This is a genomic window from Erwinia psychrophila (assembly GCF_039023475.1).
Lineage (GTDB): Bacteria > Pseudomonadota > Gammaproteobacteria > Enterobacterales > Enterobacteriaceae > Erwinia.
The window spans coordinates 51,422-70,409 of sequence record NZ_JBCHVB010000010.1 but is presented as its reverse complement, the minus strand read 5'-3'; the positions used below and the strand labels follow the sequence as shown (position 1 = coordinate 70,409).

Here is an 18,988-nt window from a genome sequence, read left to right as displayed (position 1 = left end):
CCCCACTCCGTTTTTTGGTATTGCATCACTATGGCAGGAAATAAACCCACCAACAAATCCGCTGATAACCGTGAGCCGCGCGATCGGCAAATGGAAGGGCTGAAGTTGCCCCCGCATTCTCTGGAAGCGGAGCAGTCCGTGTTGGGCGGGTTGATGCTGGACAATGAACGCTGGGATAACGTTTCCGAGCGCGTGGTCGCCAAGGACTTCTTCAGCCGGCCGCACCGGATGATTTTCGGTGAAATGCAGCGTCTGCTGGAGCAGAGCAAGCCTATCGATCTGATCACCCTCTCCGAGTCGCTGGAAACCAAAGGCGAGCTGAGCATGGTAGGCGGCTTCGCCTATCTGGCGGAACTGTCGAAAAACACGCCGAGCGCCGCCAACATCAGCGCCTATGCCGATATCGTCCGCGAAAGGGCGGTCGTGCGCGAAATGATCGCCGTGGCGAACGAGATTGCCGATGCCGGTTACGATCCTCAGGGAAGAAGCAGCGAGGATCTGCTCGATCTGGCGGAATCCCGCGTATTTCAGATCGCGGAAAACCGTGCGAACAAGGATGAGGGGCCGAAAAGCGTTGATCAGATCCTTGAGGCGACCATCTCCCGTATTGAATCGCTTTATCAGACGCCGCACGACGGCGTCACGGGCGTGGACACCGGCTATCAGGATCTGAATAAGAAGACCGCCGGCCTGCAGCGCTCAGATCTGATTATCGTGGCGGCACGTCCGTCGATGGGTAAAACCACCTTCGCGATGAACCTCTGCGAAAACGCCGCCATGACCCAGGATAAACCGGTATTGATCTTCAGCCTGGAGATGCCCGGCGAGCAGATCATGATGCGTATGCTCGCTTCGCTTTCCCGCGTCGATCAGACACGGATTCGTACCGGCCAGCTTGATGATGAGGACTGGGCGCGTATCTCCAGCACGATGGGCATTCTGCTGGAGAAGAAAAACATGTTTATTGATGATTCCTCCGGCCTGACGCCGACGGAAGTTCGCTCCCGCGCACGACGGGTCTTCCGTGAGCATGGCGGCCTGAGCATGATTATGATCGACTACCTCCAGCTGATGCGCGTACCGGCGCTGTCGGACAACCGTACGCTGGAAATTGCCGAAATCTCCCGCTCGCTGAAGGCGCTGGCGAAGGAGCTTCAGGTGCCGGTCGTGGCGCTGTCGCAGCTGAACCGCTCCCTGGAGCAGCGTGCCGACAAGCGGCCCGTTAACTCGGATCTGCGTGAGTCCGGCTCCATCGAGCAGGATGCCGACCTGATCATGTTTATCTACCGTGACGAGGTCTATCACGAGAACAGCGACATGAAAGGCATTGCTGAAATTATTCTTGGCAAGCAGCGTAATGGTCCGATCGGGACGGTGCGGCTGACCTTCAACGGCCAGTGGTCCCGCTTTGATAATTACGCCGGCCCGCAGTACGACGACGAATAATTCCCGCCGGTTCTCTTTTTGTCATCGCCAAATAGTATTGGACAAGAAGGCGAATAATGCGGTTATCTGTCCGGGTAGCCTAATGATTAGCCACCCGGAACGATAATGACTCAGATTGATGACTACGACCTTAAGATACTGACTTTACTCGAAACAAATGGCCGCCTCACCAATCAGGAGCTGAGCGACCTCGTTGGGCTTTCCGCCTCCCAGTGCTCGCGGCGGCGCATCAGCCTGGAGCAGGCCGGACTCATTCTGGGCTACCACGCCCGGCTTTCCGCCAATGCTGTCGGGCTCGGCATGATAGGACTGATTGAAGTCCGCCTGATCAGCCATACCCCGGATTATGTTGAGAGCTTCCACCGCATGGTGGCAGAAGAATCCGGTATCGTTGACGCCTATAAAACTACAGGCGATGCCGACTATCTCCTGAAGGTGGCCGTGTCCGATCTCTCCAGCCTGAGCGCCCTGATTAGTCAACTGGTGGCCGGGCATAAAAGCGTCTCCCACGTTAAAACCTCTGTTGTGCTGGATCGCCTGAAAGAGAACGGCATCATGGCGCCGGTGCACTAAAATTGTGCGCTGCTGCATCATGGTGGTGCGTGGCGCGACGCGCTGTGCATCCAGCAGGTCTGATAAGCGTGTTTTGTGCATGTGCTGGCCGGTAGCTGCACGCAATACGCGCAGGAGGCGGTTTAAAAGCGTAAATTATTCAACAGGTTAGATTTCTGAACCCCTGACTGCCTGCTTAAACGTGCAGATTGGTGCAGTTCTTGCTGGATAAGGGATTATTTCTCAGAGATTTCCGCCGCATGGACAACGTCATTCATCCCGTCAGAACCCCCCATACGCTGCTTGAGGATCTGCTCGCCCTCCTGTTTGGTACGCTGCTGGTCTCCTTTGGCGTTACCCTGCTGAAAACGGCGGGCGCTTTAACCGGCAGCACCGCTGGCATCGCCTTTCTTATCAGCTATCTGAGTCATACCTCGTTCGGTATCGCTTTCTTCGCGATCAATATTCCTTTCTACTGGCTGGCCGTAAAACGCATGGGGTGGGCTTTTACCCTGAAAACCTTTGCTGCGGTGGGGCTGGTATCGCTCTTTTCCCAGATGCACACGCTTTTTATTCATTTCTCCGCTCTCGATCCTTTTTACGCCACCCTGTTTGGCAATGTGATCATGGGCATCGGGTTTATTGTCCTGTTTCGCCATAAGGCGAGTTTGGGAGGCGTGAATATTCTGGCGTTATGGCTACAGGATCGGTACGGTATTCGTGCCGGGAAGCTGCAAATGGGCGTGGATACCTGCGTGGTGCTTGCCTCACTGTTCGTGGTGCCGCTGCCAATGTTGGTGGCGTCTGTTGCCGGCGCGCTGATTCTTAATCTGATCATCGCCATGAACCACCGGCCCGGCCGGTATGAAGTCTGAACCGTTAGTCAGCCGTAACGAAAAGCGCTGTTATCACGACAACGCCCGCCTGCCTTAACTCAATTTATGGAGATCTGCACCGTGTTTCAAAACGTTGATGCCTACGCCGGCGATCCAATTCTCTCCCTGATGGAGACGTACAAACAGGACACGCGACCGCAAAAGGTGAATCTGAGCATCGGGTTATATTACGACGCACAGGGTACGATCCCTCAGCTGAAGGCGGTGGCCGAAGCAGAGGCGCGCCTCAATAATCAGCCGCACGGCGCTTCGCTGTATCTGCCGATGGAGGGCCTGCCGCCTTACCGTAACGCCATTGCGCCGCTGCTGTTTGGCCAGGATCACCCTGCGCTGAAAGCCGGACGCATTGCCACTATCCAGACGCTGGGCGGCTCAGGCGCGCTGAAAGTGGGCGCAGACTTTCTGAAAACCTATTTTCCACAGTCTGAGGTCTGGGTCAGCGATCCTACCTGGGACAACCATGTCGCTATCTTCTCGGGCGCGGGTTTTAACGTGCATACCTATCCCTGGTATGATGAAAAAACCAATGGCGTAAAATTTGATGAGCTGATTGCCAGCCTGAAAACGCTGCCGGCGCAAAGCATCGTGCTGTTGCATCCCTGCTGCCATAACCCAACCGGGGCCGATCTGACCAACGCGCAGTGGGACGCGGTCACTGAAGTCCTGAAGGCGCGTAGCCTTATTCCATTCCTCGACATCGCCTATCAGGGCTTTGGTGCCGGTATGGAGGAGGATGCTTACGCTATCCGCGCCATTACGACGGCGGGACTGCCAGCCCTGGTGAGCAACTCATTCTCTAAGATCTTCTCTCTCTATGGCGAGCGTATCGGCGGTCTTTCCGTGGTGTGTGACGACGCTGATGAAGCCGCCCGCGTGCTGGGTCAGCTTAAGGCAACCGTACGCCGCAACTACTCCAGCCCGCCGAGCTTCGGTGCGCAGCTGGTCTCCTGCGTGCTGAACGATGCCGATCTGAAAGCGAGCTGGCTGGCGGAAGTGGAAGCGATGCGTCTGCGTATCCAGGAGATGCGCCAGGCGCTGGTGGAGGTACTGACCACAGCCGTACCGGGTAAGAACTTTGACTATCTGCTTAAGCAGCGCGGCATGTTCAGCTATACCGGACTGAGTGAAGCGCAGGTCGATCGCCTGCGCAATGAATTTGGCATCTACCTGATCGCCAGCGGCCGCATGTGCGTTGCCGGGCTGAACAGCAATAATGTTCAGCAAGTGGCAACCGCCTTCGCAGCGGTAATCTGAGCATCACTGGCCGGATAACGCACCGGCCAGATCTTTTTTCCCTCCAGTGTTTACCTTTTCGCGCCATACTGCACACTTAAAGGCTCAGCAAGAACGCCGCCAATAACCGATTTCATCAAGGAGCAGCCTATGTGGTATCAGCAGACAATCACATTAAGCGCGAAGCCGCGCGGATTTCATCTTGTCACCGACGAGATTCTGGAGGAGCTGAGACGCTTAAGCGATGTCCAGGTTGGTCAGCTTCACCTGCTGCTGCAACACACATCCGCCTCACTGACGCTGAACGAAAATTGCGATCCGACGGTGCGCAGCGATATGGAAAAACATTTTCTGCGCACGGTGCCTGAGGAGGCCGCCTGGGAGCATGATTATGAAGGCGCGGACGATATGCCGGCCCACGTTAAATCGTCTCTACTGGGGGTATCGCTGCTGCTACCGGTAAACCGTGGGCAGCTGATGCTGGGTACATGGCAGGGGATCTGGCTGGGAGAACACCGCATACAGGGCGGCGCCAGGCGGATTGTCGCCACGCTTCAGGGAGAGTAACCCGCCAGGATTTTCCGCTACGTCAGGCTGGTCGCCGCAGGAGCCTGCGAATATCGCCTATAATCACTCATTGTTACAGGCTACAAGGTGTAAATAATGAACGTATCGGATCTTCTTTCTTACTGTATGAATAAACCGGGCGCTGAACAGAGCGTGCACAGCGACTGGAAGGGCACCCAGGTCAAAATCGATGATGTACTGTTTGCGCTGTTGCACTACGTGGATGGACGGCCCGCCGTCGCCTTAAAAACCACGCCGGCGCTGGCCGATCTCCTGCGCGAAGAGCATAAAGACGTGGTGCCGAGCGAACATCTCAATAAATCACACTGGAGCACGCTGCTGCTTGATGGTTCGCTAAAGGATTCCCAGATCTACTATCTGGTCGATGCCTCCTGGCAGCAGGCGCTGAATACCAAAACGGCACACTGACTCAGGCCTGAGAGCAGTGGAAGGCAGCAAAGGCAGAATCGCTTCCGCCTTCGCTGTCTGTTCATTGCCGCTAACGCTTAGCCGCGCAGCGTATCAATATCAATCACAAAGCGGTATTTCACGTCGCTCTTCAGCATGCGCTCGTAAGCGTCGTTAATCTCATCCATTTTGATCATTTCAATATCGGACGTGATGTTGTGCTTGCCGCAGAAATCGAGCATATCCTGGGTTTCTTTAATGCCGCCGATCAGGGAGCCTGCCAGCGAGCGGCGTTTAAAGATCAGGTTAAGCACCTGCGGTGACGGATGGTCATGTTCCGGTACGCCGACCAGCGTCATGTTGCCGTCACGGCGCAGCAGGGTAAGAAAAGGATTCAGGTCGTGCTGTGCCGCCACGGTATTGAGGATAAAATCGAAGCTGTTAGCGTGAGCGGCCATCTGCTCCGGATCTTTTGAAATCACCACTTCGTCAGCGCCGAGACGCTTGCCGTCTTCCACTTTGGAAGGCGAGGTGGTGAACAGCACCACATGCGCGCCCATCGCATGAGCAATTTTAACGCCCATATGCCCCAGGCCACCCAGGCCTACGATGCCCACTTTTTTGCCGGGACCGACGTTCCAGTGGTGCAGGGGTGAATAGGTGGTGATACCGGCGCAGAGCAGCGGCGCGGCACCCGCCGGGTCAAGATTCTCCGGAATACGGAGGACGAAATCTTCATTAACCACGACTTGGGTGGCATAGCCGCCGTAGGTGATGTCGCCGGTCAGGCGATCTTCACCGTTATAGGTACCGGTAAACCCGTTTTCACAATACTGCTCCAGGTCTTCCTTACAGCTGTCACAGGTACGGCAGGAGTCGACCATACAGCCCACACCGACTAAATCACCGACTTTATATTTCTGCGTATGACCGCCGACAGCAGTGACGCGGCCGACGATTTCATGGCCGGGTACGACCGGGAAAATGGTGTTTTTCCACTCGTTGCGGGCCTGGTGAAGGTCGGAATGGCAAACGCCGCAGTACATAACTTCAATCTGGACATCGTGGTCACGCAGTTCGCGCGGCTGATACTCAAAAGGCGCCAGTTTTGCGTTGGCATCCTGAGCGGCATAGGCGTGCGTAATATTCATGGTATCTCCAGCTATTGAAAGGAAAGTAAATCTCACGAGAAAAACGGAGCGTTAAGAATAAGGGGGACGGCGGCAACTATGTAGGCCAGAATCTGTTTAAATCTTGCCTGATCCTGCAAGAACAGCGGGAAGTGGGTAATAACCGGGACGAATGGCTTCGCCCCGGTGCAGGTTACTTCTTCAGTAATGGCTTAAGAAAGCGGGCCGTATGCGAAGCTTTGCACTTCGCTACCGTTTCCGGCGTTCCGGAGACCAGAATTTCACCGCCGCCGCTGCCGCCTTCCGGACCGAGATCGACGATCCAGTCCGCCGTCTTAATCACGTCCAGGTTATGCTCAATCACCACAATAGTGTTGCCCTGATCGCGCAGTTTATGCAGCACATGTAACAGCTGTTCAATATCCGCGAAGTGCAGACCGGTGGTCGGCTCATCAAGGATATAGAGCGTTTGGCCCGTTCCGCGCTTGGAGAGTTCACGGGCCAGCTTAACGCGCTGCGCCTCGCCGCCGGAGAGGGTAGTCGCCGACTGGCCGAGACGGATGTAAGAAAGGCCCACATCCATCAGCGTTTGCAGCTTGCGCGCCAGCGCCGGAACGGCATCGAAGAACTCACGGGCCTCTTCAATAGTCATCTCCAGTACTTCATGGATGCTCTTGCCCTTGTACTTAATCTCCAGCGTTTCGCGGTTATAGCGTTTGCCCTTGCACTGATCGCAGGGGACATAGATATCGGGCAGAAAGTGCATTTCCACCTTGATAACGCCATCGCCCTGACAGGCTTCACAGCGGCCGCCGCGCACGTTAAAGCTGAAGCGACCCGGCGTGTAGCCGCGCGTGCGGGATTCCGGCACGCCGGCAAACAGCTCGCGCACCGGCGTAAAGATGCCGGTATAGGTGGCCGGATTGGAGCGCGGCGTACGGCCAATCGGGCTCTGGTCGATATCGATCACTTTATCGAAGTGTTCCATCCCGCTGATCTCGCGGTAGGGTGCAGCCTCGGCGATAGTGGCGCCGTTCAGCTGACGCTGCGCAATCGGAAACAGCGTATCGTTGATCAGCGTCGATTTCCCTGAACCGGACACGCCGGTAATACAGCTGAACAGGCCAACCGGCAGCGTCAGCGTGACATCCTTCAGGTTGTTGCCCTTCGCGCCGGAGAGCTTCAGTACCCGCTCCGGATCGGCCTTGACGCGCTCTTCGGGGATGGCGATCCCGCGTTTACCGCTAAGATACTGGCCGGTCAGTGACTCTTTCACCGCCATGATGTCATCAACGGTGCCTTCGGCCACTACCTGGCCGCCGTGGACGCCTGCGCCAGGGCCGATATCGATCACGTGATCGGCAGCGCGGATGGCATCTTCGTCATGCTCCACCACGATGACCGTATTGCCCAGGTTACGCAGGTGCACCAGCGTTTCCAGCAGGCGCTCGTTATCACGCTGGTGGAGGCCAATGGAGGGTTCATCAAGCACATACATCACGCCAACCAGCCCGGCACCAATCTGGCTGGCCAGACGGATACGCTGCGCCTCGCCGCCGGAGAGCGTCTCGGCAGAGCGCGACATAGAAAGATAATTCAGGCCGACGTTAACCAGAAAACGCAGGCGATCGCCAATCTCTTTCAGCACTTTCTCGGCGATCTGGGCGCGCTGCCCGCTCAGCTTCATGTTCTGGAAAAACTCCATCGCATGGCCGATGCTCATATCGGAAATCGTCGGCAGCGTGGTGTTCTCCACATAGACATGGCGCGCTTCGCGCTTCAGTCGGGTGCCGTGACAGCTGGCGCAGGAGCGGTTGCTGATAAACTTCGCCAGATCTTCGCGCACCGCAGAAGATTCGGTCTCTTTATAGCGGCGCTCCATATTATGCAGCACGCCTTCAAACGGATGACGACGCACCGAGGTGTCGCCGCGATCGTTGATATATTTGAACTCAATGTTCTCTTTGCCGGAGCCGTACAGGATCACCTGCTGGGCCTTCTCGTCCAGCGAGCCAAACGGCGCCTCGATATCAAAGTTCAGGTGCTCAGCCAGCGAGCGCAGCATCTGGAAATAGTAAAAGTTGCGGCGGTCCCAGCCGCGGATCGCGCCACCCGCCAGCGACAGCTCCGGATTCTGCACCACGCGTTCGGGATCGAAGTATTGCTGCACGCCCAGCCCGTCGCAGGTTGGACAGGCGCCGGCCGGGTTGTTAAACGAAAACAGACGCGGTTCCAGCTCGCTCATGCTGTAGCCGCAAATCGGACAGGCGAAGTTAGCGGAGAAGAGCAGCTCTTCCGCCTTTTCATCATCCATATCCGCCACTACGGCAACGCCGCCGGAGAGCTCCAGCGCCGTTTCAAAAGATTCGGCCAGGCGCTGCTTAAGATCCTCACGCACCTTAAAGCGATCGATCACTACCTCAATGGTGTGCTTTTTCTGAAGTTCCAGCTTTGGCGGATCGGAAAGATCGCAGACTTCGCCATCAATACGGGCGCGGATGTAACCCTGCGCGGCCAGGTTCTCCAGCGTTTTGCTGTGCTCCCCTTTGCGCTCTTTAACAATGGGGGCCAGCAGCATCAGACGACGGCCTTCAGGCTGCGCCAGCACGTTGTCCACCATCTGGCTGACGGTCTGCGCGGCCAGCGGCACGTCGTGATCCGGGCAGCGCGGCTCGCCCACGCGGGCAAACAGCAGGCGAAGGTAGTCGTGAATTTCAGTGATGGTGCCCACGGTGGATCGCGGGTTATGTGAGGTTGATTTCTGCTCGATCGAAATGGCGGGCGACAGCCCTTCAATATGGTCGACATCCGGTTTCTCCATCAGGGAGAGAAACTGACGCGCATAGGCAGAAAGCGATTCTACATAGCGGCGCTGCCCCTCGGCATAGAGCGTATCAAACGCCAGCGAGGACTTACCGGAACCTGACAGGCCGGTGACAACGATCAGTTTGTCGCGCGGGATGATCAGGTTGATATTTTTCAAATTATGGGTGCGTGCACCCCGTACTTCGATCTTATCCATTCACACTTCCCGGATTAACACAGACCTCACCATGCCGGTCCGGCATGGCCAGAAATAAGCCTGTTAGTATGGCACAAAATAACCTGATTGGATATACAGTGTTCAGTCACAGGGCGAGCGGCGGGATCCCGTTGACGTTCGCCGCGAGACGATAAAATTCCCGATCCCACGCAGGCAGCGCCATGTAACGATGTAAGGGAGATAAACCCTTTTCGATCCGTATCCGAAAGATAGGATCTGGCGTTATGCCATGTTAGAATTTTCGGCTTAGACTTAAAGCAGAACATTTATCGGAGAGACGTACATGGCCAGCAGAGGCGTTAACAAAGTAATTCTGGTAGGGAATCTGGGTCAGGATCCGGAAGTCCGCTACATGCCGAATGGCGGCGCCGTTGCCAACATTACCCTGGCCACGTCCGAAAGCTGGCGTGACAAGCAGACCGGCGAAACCAAAGAGAAAACGGAATGGCACCGCGTGGTGCTGTTTGGCAAGCTGGCGGAAGTGGCGGGTGAATACCTGCGTAAAGGCTCCCAGGTGTACATCGAAGGTGCGCTGCAAACGCGTAAATGGACCGATCAGGCCGGTGTGGAAAAATACACCACTGAAGTGGTCGTGAACGTTGGCGGCACCATGCAGATGCTGGGTGGCCGTCAGGGCGGCGGCGCAGGCGCACCGGCAGGCGGCGGCCAGAGCAATAACAATAATGGCTGGGGCCAGCCACAGCAGCCACAGGGCGGCAACCAGTTCAGCGGTGGCCAGCAGTCGCAGTCCCGTCCGCAGCAGCCGCAGCAGCAGAACAACGCGCCGGCGAATAACGAACCACCGATGGATTTCGATGACGATATCCCGTTCTGAGCCATTTTCAGTAACGTCCTGACGCGAAGGCCCCGATTATTCGGGGCTTTTTTTATTCTGTGTCCGGGTGAAGGTATGGCAGTCTTCTGAGCCGGGAAAAGCCGGGTTATCCGGCGTAGTGCTGGGTAAAATACGCGGCCATATTATCCAGCAATTCGTAGCGCCTGCGGGCTTCCGAGCGTTTTTTACTGGCGATCTCTTCCAGCGGCTTGCGCGGGAAGGCAACGGGTAGCGCATACAGCTTTGACGACAGCGGCCGGGCATTCAGCGTTTCCCAGAATTGATCATAGCTGGCGTGAAACAGGCTCTTTTTCTTCAGGCGATAGCGCAGGCTGCGGAAAATATGGCCGGTATCGCTGACCGCACGTATCTGTACTACGCCCGTCGCCTGGCAGAACAGGGAGAGCGTTTCCATCAGCAAACGCTTAGGAAAGAGACCGTAACAGGCCTTGGTGGCATCACGGATCGTCTCATGCGGCGTATCGCGATGAGCGCCCTGAATTCCGCCTATCATCACGATTTTCTCGCCTTTCTCCTGTATTACGGCAAAGGTAAGCGTCGCCAGCTGGACGCCGTTACAGGTCACGGCGAGATTAACTTCGCCCTCTCTTTCGCAGCGGCCGCTACAGGCGAGCGTGATGCTGAACGCTTCCTCATTCTTCCCTTTAAACTCAGCCAGCGTAGCGCCCTGTTGCGTAAGCATCGCCCGACGCAGGCCCGCAGCAGGAAGATTTTTCGCGAAGTCGTAGTGGTCAAGGATAGCCTGAGCCCGTGCGGAGACCGGCATGCCGCCATAGAGATAAGGGCGGTGAATTTTGCTCGGCAGAGAAGGCTGGAGAGGCAGAATTTCGCGCAGCACCGGCTCGGTGGCGAGCGCATTCACCATTTTGCAGGTCGTGAGAGGGTATGCCATTGAGCGGAACAGATATTTTACCCGATACTCAGGGTCAAGCCAGAGCTTGCCGGGTTTCAACCTGCCGGTTACCAGTGACAGAAAAAAAGAGGGGCCAGTCGCCTGACGCGTTTCGATCGTAATATCAGCCATGTGCAGCATTCCCAGGTAAAGAGCAATATTGAAGCATCTGTAAATTCAACATTTCTTCAACATGGAGGACCGCTATGGTTATTTTAAATCTTGTTGATAAAGTGTTTAACACTTCGATGACTTAAGTTAAATTTCTTAAGGAATACCTCCATCCTTACCCGGTCAGATAGCCCCTTCCCGCCCATTATTCTACGATCCCGCGTGGCCACAGAAGCATCGCCCCTGGCGCAGCAATAATGTCTTAACCTGAGTAGTTAAACTGAGGGTGTAGGTTATCTTATTGTTTTATATGTAAAATAAAATGAAAATGCACAGCGTCAGGCACAGACGGTTAACAACCTTTTTTTGCCGTCAGATATCGTGTCCTTTTAAATAAAATGAGATAAATAATGAATCCCGTTATTAAAAACCTGGTTGAACACTACAGCGAAAGAAGCTTCCTCACTAAAGCGATTCCGGATGACGTACTGGATCGTATTATCGAGACGGCATACCGGGCGCCGACCTCGGTAAACTCTCAGCAGGTTTCGGTTATCGTCTCCAGAGAGGCTGAGGCGCGCAAAAAAATCGCTGAGCTGGCGGGTGGCCAGCCCTGGATCGCGCAGGCACCCGTATTTCTGACGCTTGTGTTAGATATGTACAAAACGCAGCAGGGTATGGCGCTTAACGGCGAACAGCAGATTGCCCATAACAGCGTTGAAAGTTTGATTTCCGGCAGTACCGATGTTGGGATCGCGCTGGCCTCAATAATGAGCGCTGCCCGCTCGGAAGGTCTCGGGATCGTGCCAATCGGTGGGATTAGGCGCGATCCCGGGGCGATCGTGCATTTACTGGATCTGCCTGAGCATACGTTCCCCGTCGCGGGCGTGGTAATCGGTTACGTCGATAAGCCTTCAGAACGTAAGCCAAGACTGCCGATGCAGACCTTCAGACATGAAGAGGCCTATCAGCGGGAAGGGCTGGAAACCCATATCCAGCATTACAACGATCGGCTGATGCAGCACTGGCAATCGGTCAGGCGGGGTGAGGGCGTTAACTGGAGCGAAAGCATGGGCGCCTATTACAAGAACATCTATTATCCGGCTGTCTGCCCGGCTTTACTGAAGCAGGGATTCAAGTTCGACAAGTAAACACCCGTTTTGCAGACGCTGTGCTCAGACAGACGCATGGCGTTCTTCCTTATTATACGTTCTGCCCGACGCCCCCTGCCGCACCGTTGTGAACAACCATCGCTGGTGATGGCTATTGGCCTGTGCTGCTTATGGTGGGGTGGACTGTAAAGCCAGTCAGCGTCGGCCCGATCTGCTGGTTAGCCCGCATGGCGTTGTTACGTGCCGGCAGGCTGACCCTTTACTTTTGCCTGTCAACCCTGCCCCACGTTTCTCAGCAGCGTTACTCTCCCCTTTCTCATGACTGATGTGGTCTTGGCAATCCGTAGTAAACCTGAACTTGCCAGGATAAATGTCCCTATCCCGTCGCTATTCAGAGACGGATTTCCGCCTTTTTATTGTTCTGTTACCCGCGCGGCGCTGGCCGTAAAGGTCGCTTTTTATATGTCAAATTTGTGATGTAATCCTGATTTTTAGGACTCTTCCCGGCATGGCTTTCCACTTTTTTTAGCCAGATCGCCCTGGCACACAGAGGAATTGTTCTGCCATCAGAATAATCGCTAATGTTATTCAGCGTTAATCGCGGACAATAAAATAACGCTGCGCATTCTCTGCACAGCCATTTTTGAGACGGTTTTCTAAATATAAAACCACGATTAACTCAAATTATCGGGTCATAAAGAGGTTAGTAAAGCATCAGTAAAGCGTTAAACGCATCAGAATAGTTAAGGTTAAACGCTTACATCTGTCTGCTTTTTGAGCTAATCATTCATGATGGTTAAGTGACTCTACTTAATATTTGGTCTCAGGTTGGGATCGGTGGGGAGCGAAAGGGTGCAGAAGGCCTGTATCCTTGGCTGTAGGGTAAAATGGTGAAGTAGCACATGAAATGCAATTTCACCAGAAGAATTAATTCTGTAAACCATTTATAAACAGGGAATCATCAAAGAAAAACGCGCTGGCGGGGCAGGACGACCCTCTGTGGTTAGCATGGCTAATGCAAATGATGGCGCATTTATCTTTGTGCTCAAAGATAAATGCGCGCTCAATATACTGAAATTTATGAATTTTTAGCTGGTGGCGGGTCGCAATACAGCCTGACAGGGGACAATTATGATAAATGACTCATCAAGTAAAAATGTCTCCATAAAATCATTCTGAGGTTTTTAATTAGCAAAAGGAATATTTTAATATGGTCCTGCAAGTGGTCAAAAATTGTGTACTGCGTCGCATTTATTGATTTTCACAGTTATAAGGATAGTGGTAAACGCTACGGCTTATATCCAGCAGACGGCAACTCCGGCGCGTACCGATATCGAACGTATCCTGGAGATAATTGACGGCCTGCCGCTTGTCGTTAGTCGTAAAGAAGTTTTTCAACACGCTCTGAAGCATCTCTTTGTCCGAGGCCAGCGTCTGTAGTTCACGCTCCATACTGTGCACCTTGTCTTCTAACTCCTTGATTTTTCTTCCTTCTTCAGAGGATAGTCCAGCGAATTTCTTTTTCCAGCTGTAAAATGTCGCCTCAGAAATTCCCAGATCTTCACAAATCTCCTTAACCTTAACGCCACATTCAGATGCTTTAATGGCATTGGTGATTTGCTCTTCGGTATATCGTGACTTTCTCATAATTCTATTACCTTTCTTAACTATAATGTGATGAGAGCGACTTCACTAAAAAATGGATCTACGTTGACCAGGAATTAGCAAAGCCGCGTTAAGCACGCGATTTGAATGGCAGTGATTACGTTAAGGGATTATGAATAAATATCATCATGGGATTTCTCCGATTTTATTTGCAAAGGACGTAGTTAGCTTTCGATATTCAGGTTTTTGTTATAAATTCGTTCCATGCCAACGATGAGTCTGGCGAGTAATTAAGAATACTCCAGCATAAGGCCAAACATTTCTGTGGCATGATAAATATCTAAACGAATTTTTTAAGAATTTACGTATAAAAATTCAAGGCCAGGGATGATTAGAATAATCCCGACGAAAAAGCGGTGAGCCGAATAAAAATCTTTTAAATAAGAGTGGGTTCGCCTTGCCTGAAAAATATAATATCGCAGTGCCAATTTTCACCAGGGTAACCGGAGCATTATTACCCCCGTTTTACACATGGATGTATTGGTTGTGCAGTAGATGTCAGAAACACAAAGGATGCTTCGATGAAATACCGTGTCATGTCTAACGCAGCCTGGATGATGTCGGAAAAGATTGTTTCCGTATTCGGAGTGATATTTGTCACATCCTACGTCGCTAAATCCTTTGGCCCGTCGGTCTTCGGGCAGATCGCTTTTTCAGCGTCACTCTTTTCAATTGTTCAGACCCTGGCCATTTTCGGCACTGAGACCATTCTGTTCAAAAGCATCAGCAAGAGCACGACGAAGGGAATGCGCCTGATGGCGGTGGTCAAACAGCTAAGGCTGGCTTTGTTATTACTCTTCTCTCTGCCGGTTCTGCTCTATGTCTGGCTGACCATGCGGGAGAATTTTCTGGTTTTTGCTATCGCCTCCTTTTTTGCAGCGATGTTTGTTACCCAGGATATTTTCAGCGTCTACAACAATGCACGGCTGGCTTCCCGCCTGAATACGGTGGCGAACGCGACAGGGATGCTGCTGAGTTTTGCGATTAGCTTCCTGGTGGCCTGGTTAAAACTGAGTCCTCTGCTGCTCTCGCTCTCCATCGTCTCCGTCACGCTGGTGCCTTATATGATCAAGCGCAGCATGTTTTATCAGGCAAACAGCATCAGTCCGCCACCGAAGCGGAACCGACGCAGCTATCTGCGCTATCTGATGCATGCCGGGCTGCCGCTGGCGATCTCCAGCGTGTTTATTTCCATTCAGGTGAAGCTGGCGCAGTTTTTCCTGGTGGGCGTGGGTTCCGCCCATGAGCTGGGGCTGTTTACGGCAGCCAATACGATTTCAGCCTCGTGGATTTTTATCCCGGTGGCAATCATAACATCTTGCTTTACTGAGATTTTCAGGGAGCGTTCAGATGTGGCAGCGAAGCTTGCTGCAAGGCTGTATGGCTATGTAATGGCAGTCTCATTAGTGATGCTTCTTATCGTCGCGCTGTTTGGCGACTGGATCATCGCAGCCCTTTATGGGCATGACTACGCACAGTCGGGAAATCTTGTCACGCTGCTGTCGCTGGCAACCTGCTTTTCAGCCATGGGAACGGTGGCTTACCGCTACATGGTGAAAGAGGGCGGTTTTAACTATCTGTTGGTTAAAATTATTCTGCTGGTTGCAGTAAGTGTGGTAACCAATTGGTTTTTTATCAGAACCTGGGGATTAACAGGCGCTGCATGGAGCGTCCTGATTACGGAACTGCTTTCGCTGACCGTAATGAATTATTTCTTTAAGAATGGGGTCATTCTTAAAATACAGCTTTCCTCACTGAACTACAAAACCTACAAATGAGGTAAAAAATGTTAAAACTCAAGGCCGAATTGAGAAAAGGCGTCTTATACCTGCTGAAGAAAATGCCCTGGGCTTACCAGGACAGAATTCAATATTTTCGTCAGTTTAAGAGGTTGCCCAATATTCGTCAGCCGAAGTTGTTTAATGAAAAAGTCCTCTACCGTAAATTTGTCACCGGCGACTATGTTCGCTACGGCATGCTTTCGGATAAATTTCTGGTGAGGGAATACATCTCTGCCACCATCGGTGAGGAGTATCTGATCCCGTTGCTGCATGAGACGGTAGAACCGGTGACGTTGCTGAATATGGGCTCATTAAAAAATACCGTCATAAAGCCGAACCACGGTTCCGGTATGGTGGAAATTTTGCTGGAAGAGCCTGACTGTGTTCAAAAGCAGTTGCTGATTAAGCGTTGTGAAGAGTGGCTGAGCCATGACTTCTCTCATAAATCGCGGGAGATCCACTATCGCTACATCAAGCCGCGGATTCTGGTCGAACAATATGTGGGCGACGGCAAATTTGCCGCTGTCGACTACAAGTTCCACATGTTTAACAAGAAAGACGGCAACTTCGAGTATGTGCTGCAGGTTATCTATAATCGCTGTGGCAACGCGCCGCTATCGATGAATTTTTACGTCAATAATCTCAAGCAGTGCTTTTACAAGATCCGTGACACCGGTCTGGACATCAGCAATGAAATGGCCTCTCTGGAAAAAACGCTTGAACTGAGTAAGCGCCTGGCCAGCGATTTCGACTATGTTCGCGTTGACTGGTATATCAGTGAAGGACAGATTTACTTCGGTGAGCTGACCTTTACCCCAGGGGCGGGCCTGGTGACGGGGCTGGATCAGGGGCTGGACAGGATGATGGGAGATATGTGGCTTCAGGAGCGTAAAGCCGCCACTCATCCTCAGCAGCTTCATGCAGGCGAGGTGGCTCCACTCCCAGCCGTACTGAAAAAAGTCTGAGTTTTCCCTGCAACGAAACGTGCCGCTGCTCTTATGAGAGGCGGCACGTTTGCGTTTAAGGCAGCGGATAGTCAGGCGGCGTGGTGCTGATCATCTGGATAAAGACATCTCTGGTGATCTGCCAGAAGTTGCGGACCTCAGCGATACTGAGCGTCATACCTGCCAGACCCATAACGAACCAACACGCCATGCCAATGCCGATCCCGGTGAACATAAAAGCCATTGCGTTATGACTGGCTTTACGACATTTCACGTTAAACGTGCTGGCAAAAAACATCATTATCGCGCTAAGAAGTTCCCAGCGCATAAGCAGCACGCTGGCAGCTATAGTCCCCATCTTTTTTCATACTCCGCGACTTAACAGACCTGACAACAGAACGGAACATCACACGATTTGATGGCAGGTATGCCAGGTAAACCCCAATCAAACCGGACCCGGTGGATCTCAAAGTGTGACGAAGGTCACATTGTATCACCCCTTTTAAGAATTTGAACAAAATTCAGACCGGTGGGGATGGTTTTCTGACCAAAAGCCAGTTCACCTGAGCCTGTGACCAATATTCTCTTTTTTTGGCGGATACAAGAAACCAGCTTTAGCGTGCTGGCCAGATGTTATTGCGCGGAAATAAAACGCTTTTATTTACTTTTACTGAATAAGCATTAACCGGGTTATATTTTTGAGACTATTTATAGTAACAATTATCATTGTATAAGTAATAAGAGACGCGGCCATTTTATTCAGCAGACTTTCTCCTTTGGGATGAATCCGACCTCTGAAACATTGTATGGAATGGCAGTGAGTTGTAGGCTTTTTCGGCTATCCAGAGATATTACGCATTTCCTTTCAATGACGCGGGAAGCGGTTTTTTATCTGAAAAGCCTTAATTCCCTTAACTGACGATATCTTCAGCTTTCTCTGAGGAGGTCATGCTTTCCCGCTTACCGGTTCCTCACTTAGCCAGGGCTAAGGTGCCGTCGAAGGGACTGCTTAAATCGAGGAGATATCAGTGCCCCATGCCCGGACCACGCCGCCACCGAAAAAGCCGCTGCTGACGCTAAAAAGGAGCCTTCAGCGTATCCATCTTGTGATCATCCTGGTTTCACTGCTGTTCAGCGGAATTTCGCTGTCGGTGCTGTCACTGCTTGCGCTACGCAGCTATGCGGAAAATAACCTTGAACTGGTGGCAACGACCATCGGTTACAGCGTGCAGCCTGCGTTGCTGGCTGGAGATAATGCAGCGGCGGCGAGGATCCTGAAAGAGATTAGCCAGAAGGTGGATTTCGGCAAGGTCAGGATCTCGGATGCCAGCCATCATGTCCTGGTAAGCTGGCCCGCCGTAAAAGAGGAGAGGCCGGAAGGGCCTGGGGAAGCGATCGCACAATGGATATTTCCCGCGCCGGTTAAGGTGCCCGTCGTGCTTGCCGATCGTGAAAAAGGTCAGGTCTGGCTGACCGGAGATGCCAGCCGTGTGCTGATCTGGCTAAGCCAGGTGCTGAAATGGCTGGGCGGCAGCCTGTTAGTTACCGCGCTGCTGGCATTCTACCTTTCTCATCGTATGCATGCGGGGATACTATCAGGCCTGCAAAATATCGCCTCTGTCGCCCAGGATGTCCGACGGCGACGCGCTTTCTCCCTGCGTGTTCCCGCCTCTTCCATTACCGAACTGAACAAGCTGAACGCCGACTTTCACAGCCTGCTGGATGAATTCTCTCTCTGGCAGCGGCATCTGCAAAGTGAAAATGCCTCGCTGACTCACCAGGCGTATCACGATGAGCTGACCGGCCTGCCAAACCGCACCGCTTTCGTTACTGAACTGCACCGGCAGCAGGGCAACCTGCTGACCGCATCGCAGCTGGCCGTTTTTTTTATCGACGGCGATCGTTTTAAGGAGGTGAACGATCGTTACGGCCATGCGGCGGGCGATACCGTGCTGGCGGCAACTGCCCAGCGCCTGCGTAGCCGCCTGCGTAAGGGCGATCTGGTTGCCCGGCTGGGCGGAGATGAATTTGCCGTGCTGCTTTCCGCGATCGACAGCGGCGCGCAGGCTGAGCGGGTGGCTGAGGCTATCGTTGAGGTAATGCGGGCGCCGATCCGGCTGGACGACGGCACGCTGGTCACGCAGTCGCTGAGTATTGGTATCGCGCTGGGGAAAGATCATCCTTCAGCACAGAGCATTATGGCTCAGGCGGACGCGGCCATGTATCACATCAAGGAACGGGGCGGAGGCTGGTTCCTGTCGCCCTTGATCTGGAAAAACGAGACGGAAATCGACCGCCAGCGGGCGAAGCGGATCTCGCCCGAGGCTGACAGCGCAGATAATCTGGGATGAA

General features: G+C 53.2%; 16 protein-coding genes. 11 read left to right on the top strand and 5 right to left on the bottom strand.

The features are described 5' to 3' along the window. Positions 1–30: 30 nt before the first annotated feature. The 6 genes from dnaB to AAH446_RS18650 all read left to right on the top strand — a co-directional run bounded on the left by dnaB (position 31) and on the right by AAH446_RS18650 (position 5,123). Positions 31–1,446 carry a replicative DNA helicase gene (gene dnaB, locus AAH446_RS18675; protein WP_342908181.1) on the top strand — a complete coding sequence of 472 codons (1,416 nt, stop codon included), beginning with the start codon at positions 31–33 and terminating at the stop codon, positions 1,444–1,446. 105 nt (positions 1,447–1,551) lie between these two features. Then, positions 1,552–2,019: an Lrp/AsnC family transcriptional regulator gene (locus AAH446_RS18670; RefSeq protein WP_342908180.1), complete on the top strand. Its 468-nt coding sequence runs from the start codon at positions 1,552–1,554 to the stop codon at positions 2,017–2,019. A 239-nt stretch (positions 2,020–2,258) separates the two neighbouring features. Further along, positions 2,259–2,873 carry a YitT family protein gene (locus AAH446_RS18665; protein WP_342908179.1) on the top strand — a complete coding sequence of 205 codons (615 nt, stop codon included), beginning with the start codon at positions 2,259–2,261 and terminating at the stop codon, positions 2,871–2,873. An 81-nt stretch (positions 2,874–2,954) separates the two neighbouring features. After that, positions 2,955–4,148, top strand: coding sequence for an amino acid aminotransferase (locus AAH446_RS18660; RefSeq protein WP_342908178.1), 1,194 nt, complete (start codon positions 2,955–2,957; stop codon positions 4,146–4,148). 129 nt (positions 4,149–4,277) lie between these two features. Continuing rightward, positions 4,278–4,694, top strand: a complete 417-nt coding sequence (locus tag AAH446_RS18655) for a secondary thiamine-phosphate synthase enzyme YjbQ (protein WP_342908177.1) — start codon at positions 4,278–4,280, stop codon at positions 4,692–4,694. A 96-nt stretch (positions 4,695–4,790) separates the two neighbouring features. Further along, positions 4,791–5,123 carry an MmcQ/YjbR family DNA-binding protein gene (locus tag AAH446_RS18650; protein ID WP_342908176.1) on the top strand — a complete coding sequence of 111 codons (333 nt, stop codon included), beginning with the start codon at positions 4,791–4,793 and terminating at the stop codon, positions 5,121–5,123. A 77-nt stretch (positions 5,124–5,200) separates the two neighbouring features. Here the strand turns inward: AAH446_RS18650 and AAH446_RS18645 are convergent, their stop codons facing one another. Then, a complete protein-coding gene (locus tag AAH446_RS18645; RefSeq protein ID WP_342908175.1) occupies positions 5,201–6,253 on the bottom strand; it encodes an NAD(P)-dependent alcohol dehydrogenase in 1,053 nt (350 codons plus the stop codon). 172 nt (positions 6,254–6,425) lie between these two features. Then, complete coding sequence (gene uvrA / locus AAH446_RS18640; RefSeq protein ID WP_342908174.1) at positions 6,426–9,254, bottom strand: excinuclease ABC subunit UvrA; 2,829 nt, start codon at positions 9,252–9,254, stop codon at positions 6,426–6,428. 304 nt (positions 9,255–9,558) lie between these two features. On the opposite strand from uvrA, the gene AAH446_RS18635 reads away from it, so the two are divergent. Next, positions 9,559–10,110: a single-stranded DNA-binding protein gene (locus AAH446_RS18635; protein ID WP_342908173.1), complete on the top strand. Its 552-nt coding sequence runs from the start codon at positions 9,559–9,561 to the stop codon at positions 10,108–10,110. Positions 10,111–10,216: 106 nt separating this feature from the next. Here the strand turns inward: AAH446_RS18635 and AAH446_RS18630 are convergent, their stop codons facing one another. Beyond that, positions 10,217–11,155, bottom strand: coding sequence for a VirK/YbjX family protein (locus tag AAH446_RS18630; RefSeq protein WP_342908172.1), 939 nt, complete (start codon positions 11,153–11,155; stop codon positions 10,217–10,219). 389 nt (positions 11,156–11,544) lie between these two features. On the opposite strand from AAH446_RS18630, the gene AAH446_RS18625 reads away from it, so the two are divergent. Beyond that, the gene (locus AAH446_RS18625) at positions 11,545–12,285 is read left to right on the top strand and encodes a nitroreductase family protein (protein WP_342908171.1); all 741 of its coding nucleotides are present in this window, start codon (positions 11,545–11,547) and stop codon (positions 12,283–12,285) included. Positions 12,286–13,497: 1,212 nt separating this feature from the next. On the opposite strand, the gene AAH446_RS18620 is transcribed toward AAH446_RS18625, so the two are convergent. Further along, positions 13,498–13,893, bottom strand: coding sequence for a transposase (locus tag AAH446_RS18620; protein ID WP_342908170.1), 396 nt, complete (start codon positions 13,891–13,893; stop codon positions 13,498–13,500). A gap of 539 nt (positions 13,894–14,432) precedes the next feature. Here AAH446_RS18620 and AAH446_RS18615 point away from each other — a divergent pair. Both AAH446_RS18615 and AAH446_RS18610 read left to right on the top strand, forming a co-directional pair. Continuing rightward, on the top strand, positions 14,433–15,689 hold the full coding sequence (locus AAH446_RS18615; RefSeq protein WP_342908169.1) for an MATE family efflux transporter: 1,257 nt from the start codon (positions 14,433–14,435) through the stop codon (positions 15,687–15,689). A gap of 8 nt (positions 15,690–15,697) precedes the next feature. Next, on the top strand, positions 15,698–16,657 hold the full coding sequence (locus AAH446_RS18610; protein WP_342908168.1) for an ATP-grasp fold amidoligase family protein: 960 nt from the start codon (positions 15,698–15,700) through the stop codon (positions 16,655–16,657). Between the two features lie 55 nt (positions 16,658–16,712). Here the strand turns inward: AAH446_RS18610 and AAH446_RS18605 are convergent, their stop codons facing one another. Beyond that, positions 16,713–16,994 (bottom strand): YjcB family protein, encoded by a 282-nt coding sequence (locus AAH446_RS18605; protein ID WP_342908167.1) that lies wholly within the window; start codon positions 16,992–16,994, stop codon positions 16,713–16,715. Between the two features lie 670 nt (positions 16,995–17,664). On the opposite strand from AAH446_RS18605, the gene AAH446_RS18600 reads away from it, so the two are divergent. After that, positions 17,665–18,987, top strand: coding sequence for a diguanylate cyclase DgcN/YfiN (locus AAH446_RS18600; RefSeq protein WP_342908166.1), 1,323 nt, complete (start codon positions 17,665–17,667; stop codon positions 18,985–18,987). Position 18,988 lies beyond the last annotated feature (1 nt).

Coding starts and splice junctions, on each gene's coding strand:
- AAH446_RS18645 (WP_342908175.1), bottom strand. CDS start 6,253: ATGAATATTACGCACGCCTATGCCGCTCAGGATGCCAACGCAAAACTG.
- AAH446_RS18670 (WP_342908180.1), top strand. CDS start 1,552: ATGACTCAGATTGATGACTACGACCTTAAGATACTGACTTTACTCGAA.
- AAH446_RS18650 (WP_342908176.1), top strand. CDS start 4,791: ATGAACGTATCGGATCTTCTTTCTTACTGTATGAATAAACCGGGCGCT.
- AAH446_RS18615 (WP_342908169.1), top strand. CDS start 14,433: ATGAAATACCGTGTCATGTCTAACGCAGCCTGGATGATGTCGGAAAAG.
- AAH446_RS18610 (WP_342908168.1), top strand. CDS start 15,698: ATGTTAAAACTCAAGGCCGAATTGAGAAAAGGCGTCTTATACCTGCTG.
- AAH446_RS18655 (WP_342908177.1), top strand. CDS start 4,278: ATGTGGTATCAGCAGACAATCACATTAAGCGCGAAGCCGCGCGGATTT.
- AAH446_RS18620 (WP_342908170.1), bottom strand. CDS start 13,893: ATGAGAAAGTCACGATATACCGAAGAGCAAATCACCAATGCCATTAAA.
- AAH446_RS18665 (WP_342908179.1), top strand. CDS start 2,259: ATGGACAACGTCATTCATCCCGTCAGAACCCCCCATACGCTGCTTGAG.
- AAH446_RS18635 (WP_342908173.1), top strand. CDS start 9,559: ATGGCCAGCAGAGGCGTTAACAAAGTAATTCTGGTAGGGAATCTGGGT.
- dnaB (WP_342908181.1), top strand. CDS start 31: ATGGCAGGAAATAAACCCACCAACAAATCCGCTGATAACCGTGAGCCG.
- AAH446_RS18630 (WP_342908172.1), bottom strand. CDS start 11,155: ATGGCTGATATTACGATCGAAACGCGTCAGGCGACTGGCCCCTCTTTT.
- AAH446_RS18625 (WP_342908171.1), top strand. CDS start 11,545: ATGAATCCCGTTATTAAAAACCTGGTTGAACACTACAGCGAAAGAAGC.
- uvrA (WP_342908174.1), bottom strand. CDS start 9,254: ATGGATAAGATCGAAGTACGGGGTGCACGCACCCATAATTTGAAAAAT.
- AAH446_RS18605 (WP_342908167.1), bottom strand. CDS start 16,994: ATGGGGACTATAGCTGCCAGCGTGCTGCTTATGCGCTGGGAACTTCTT.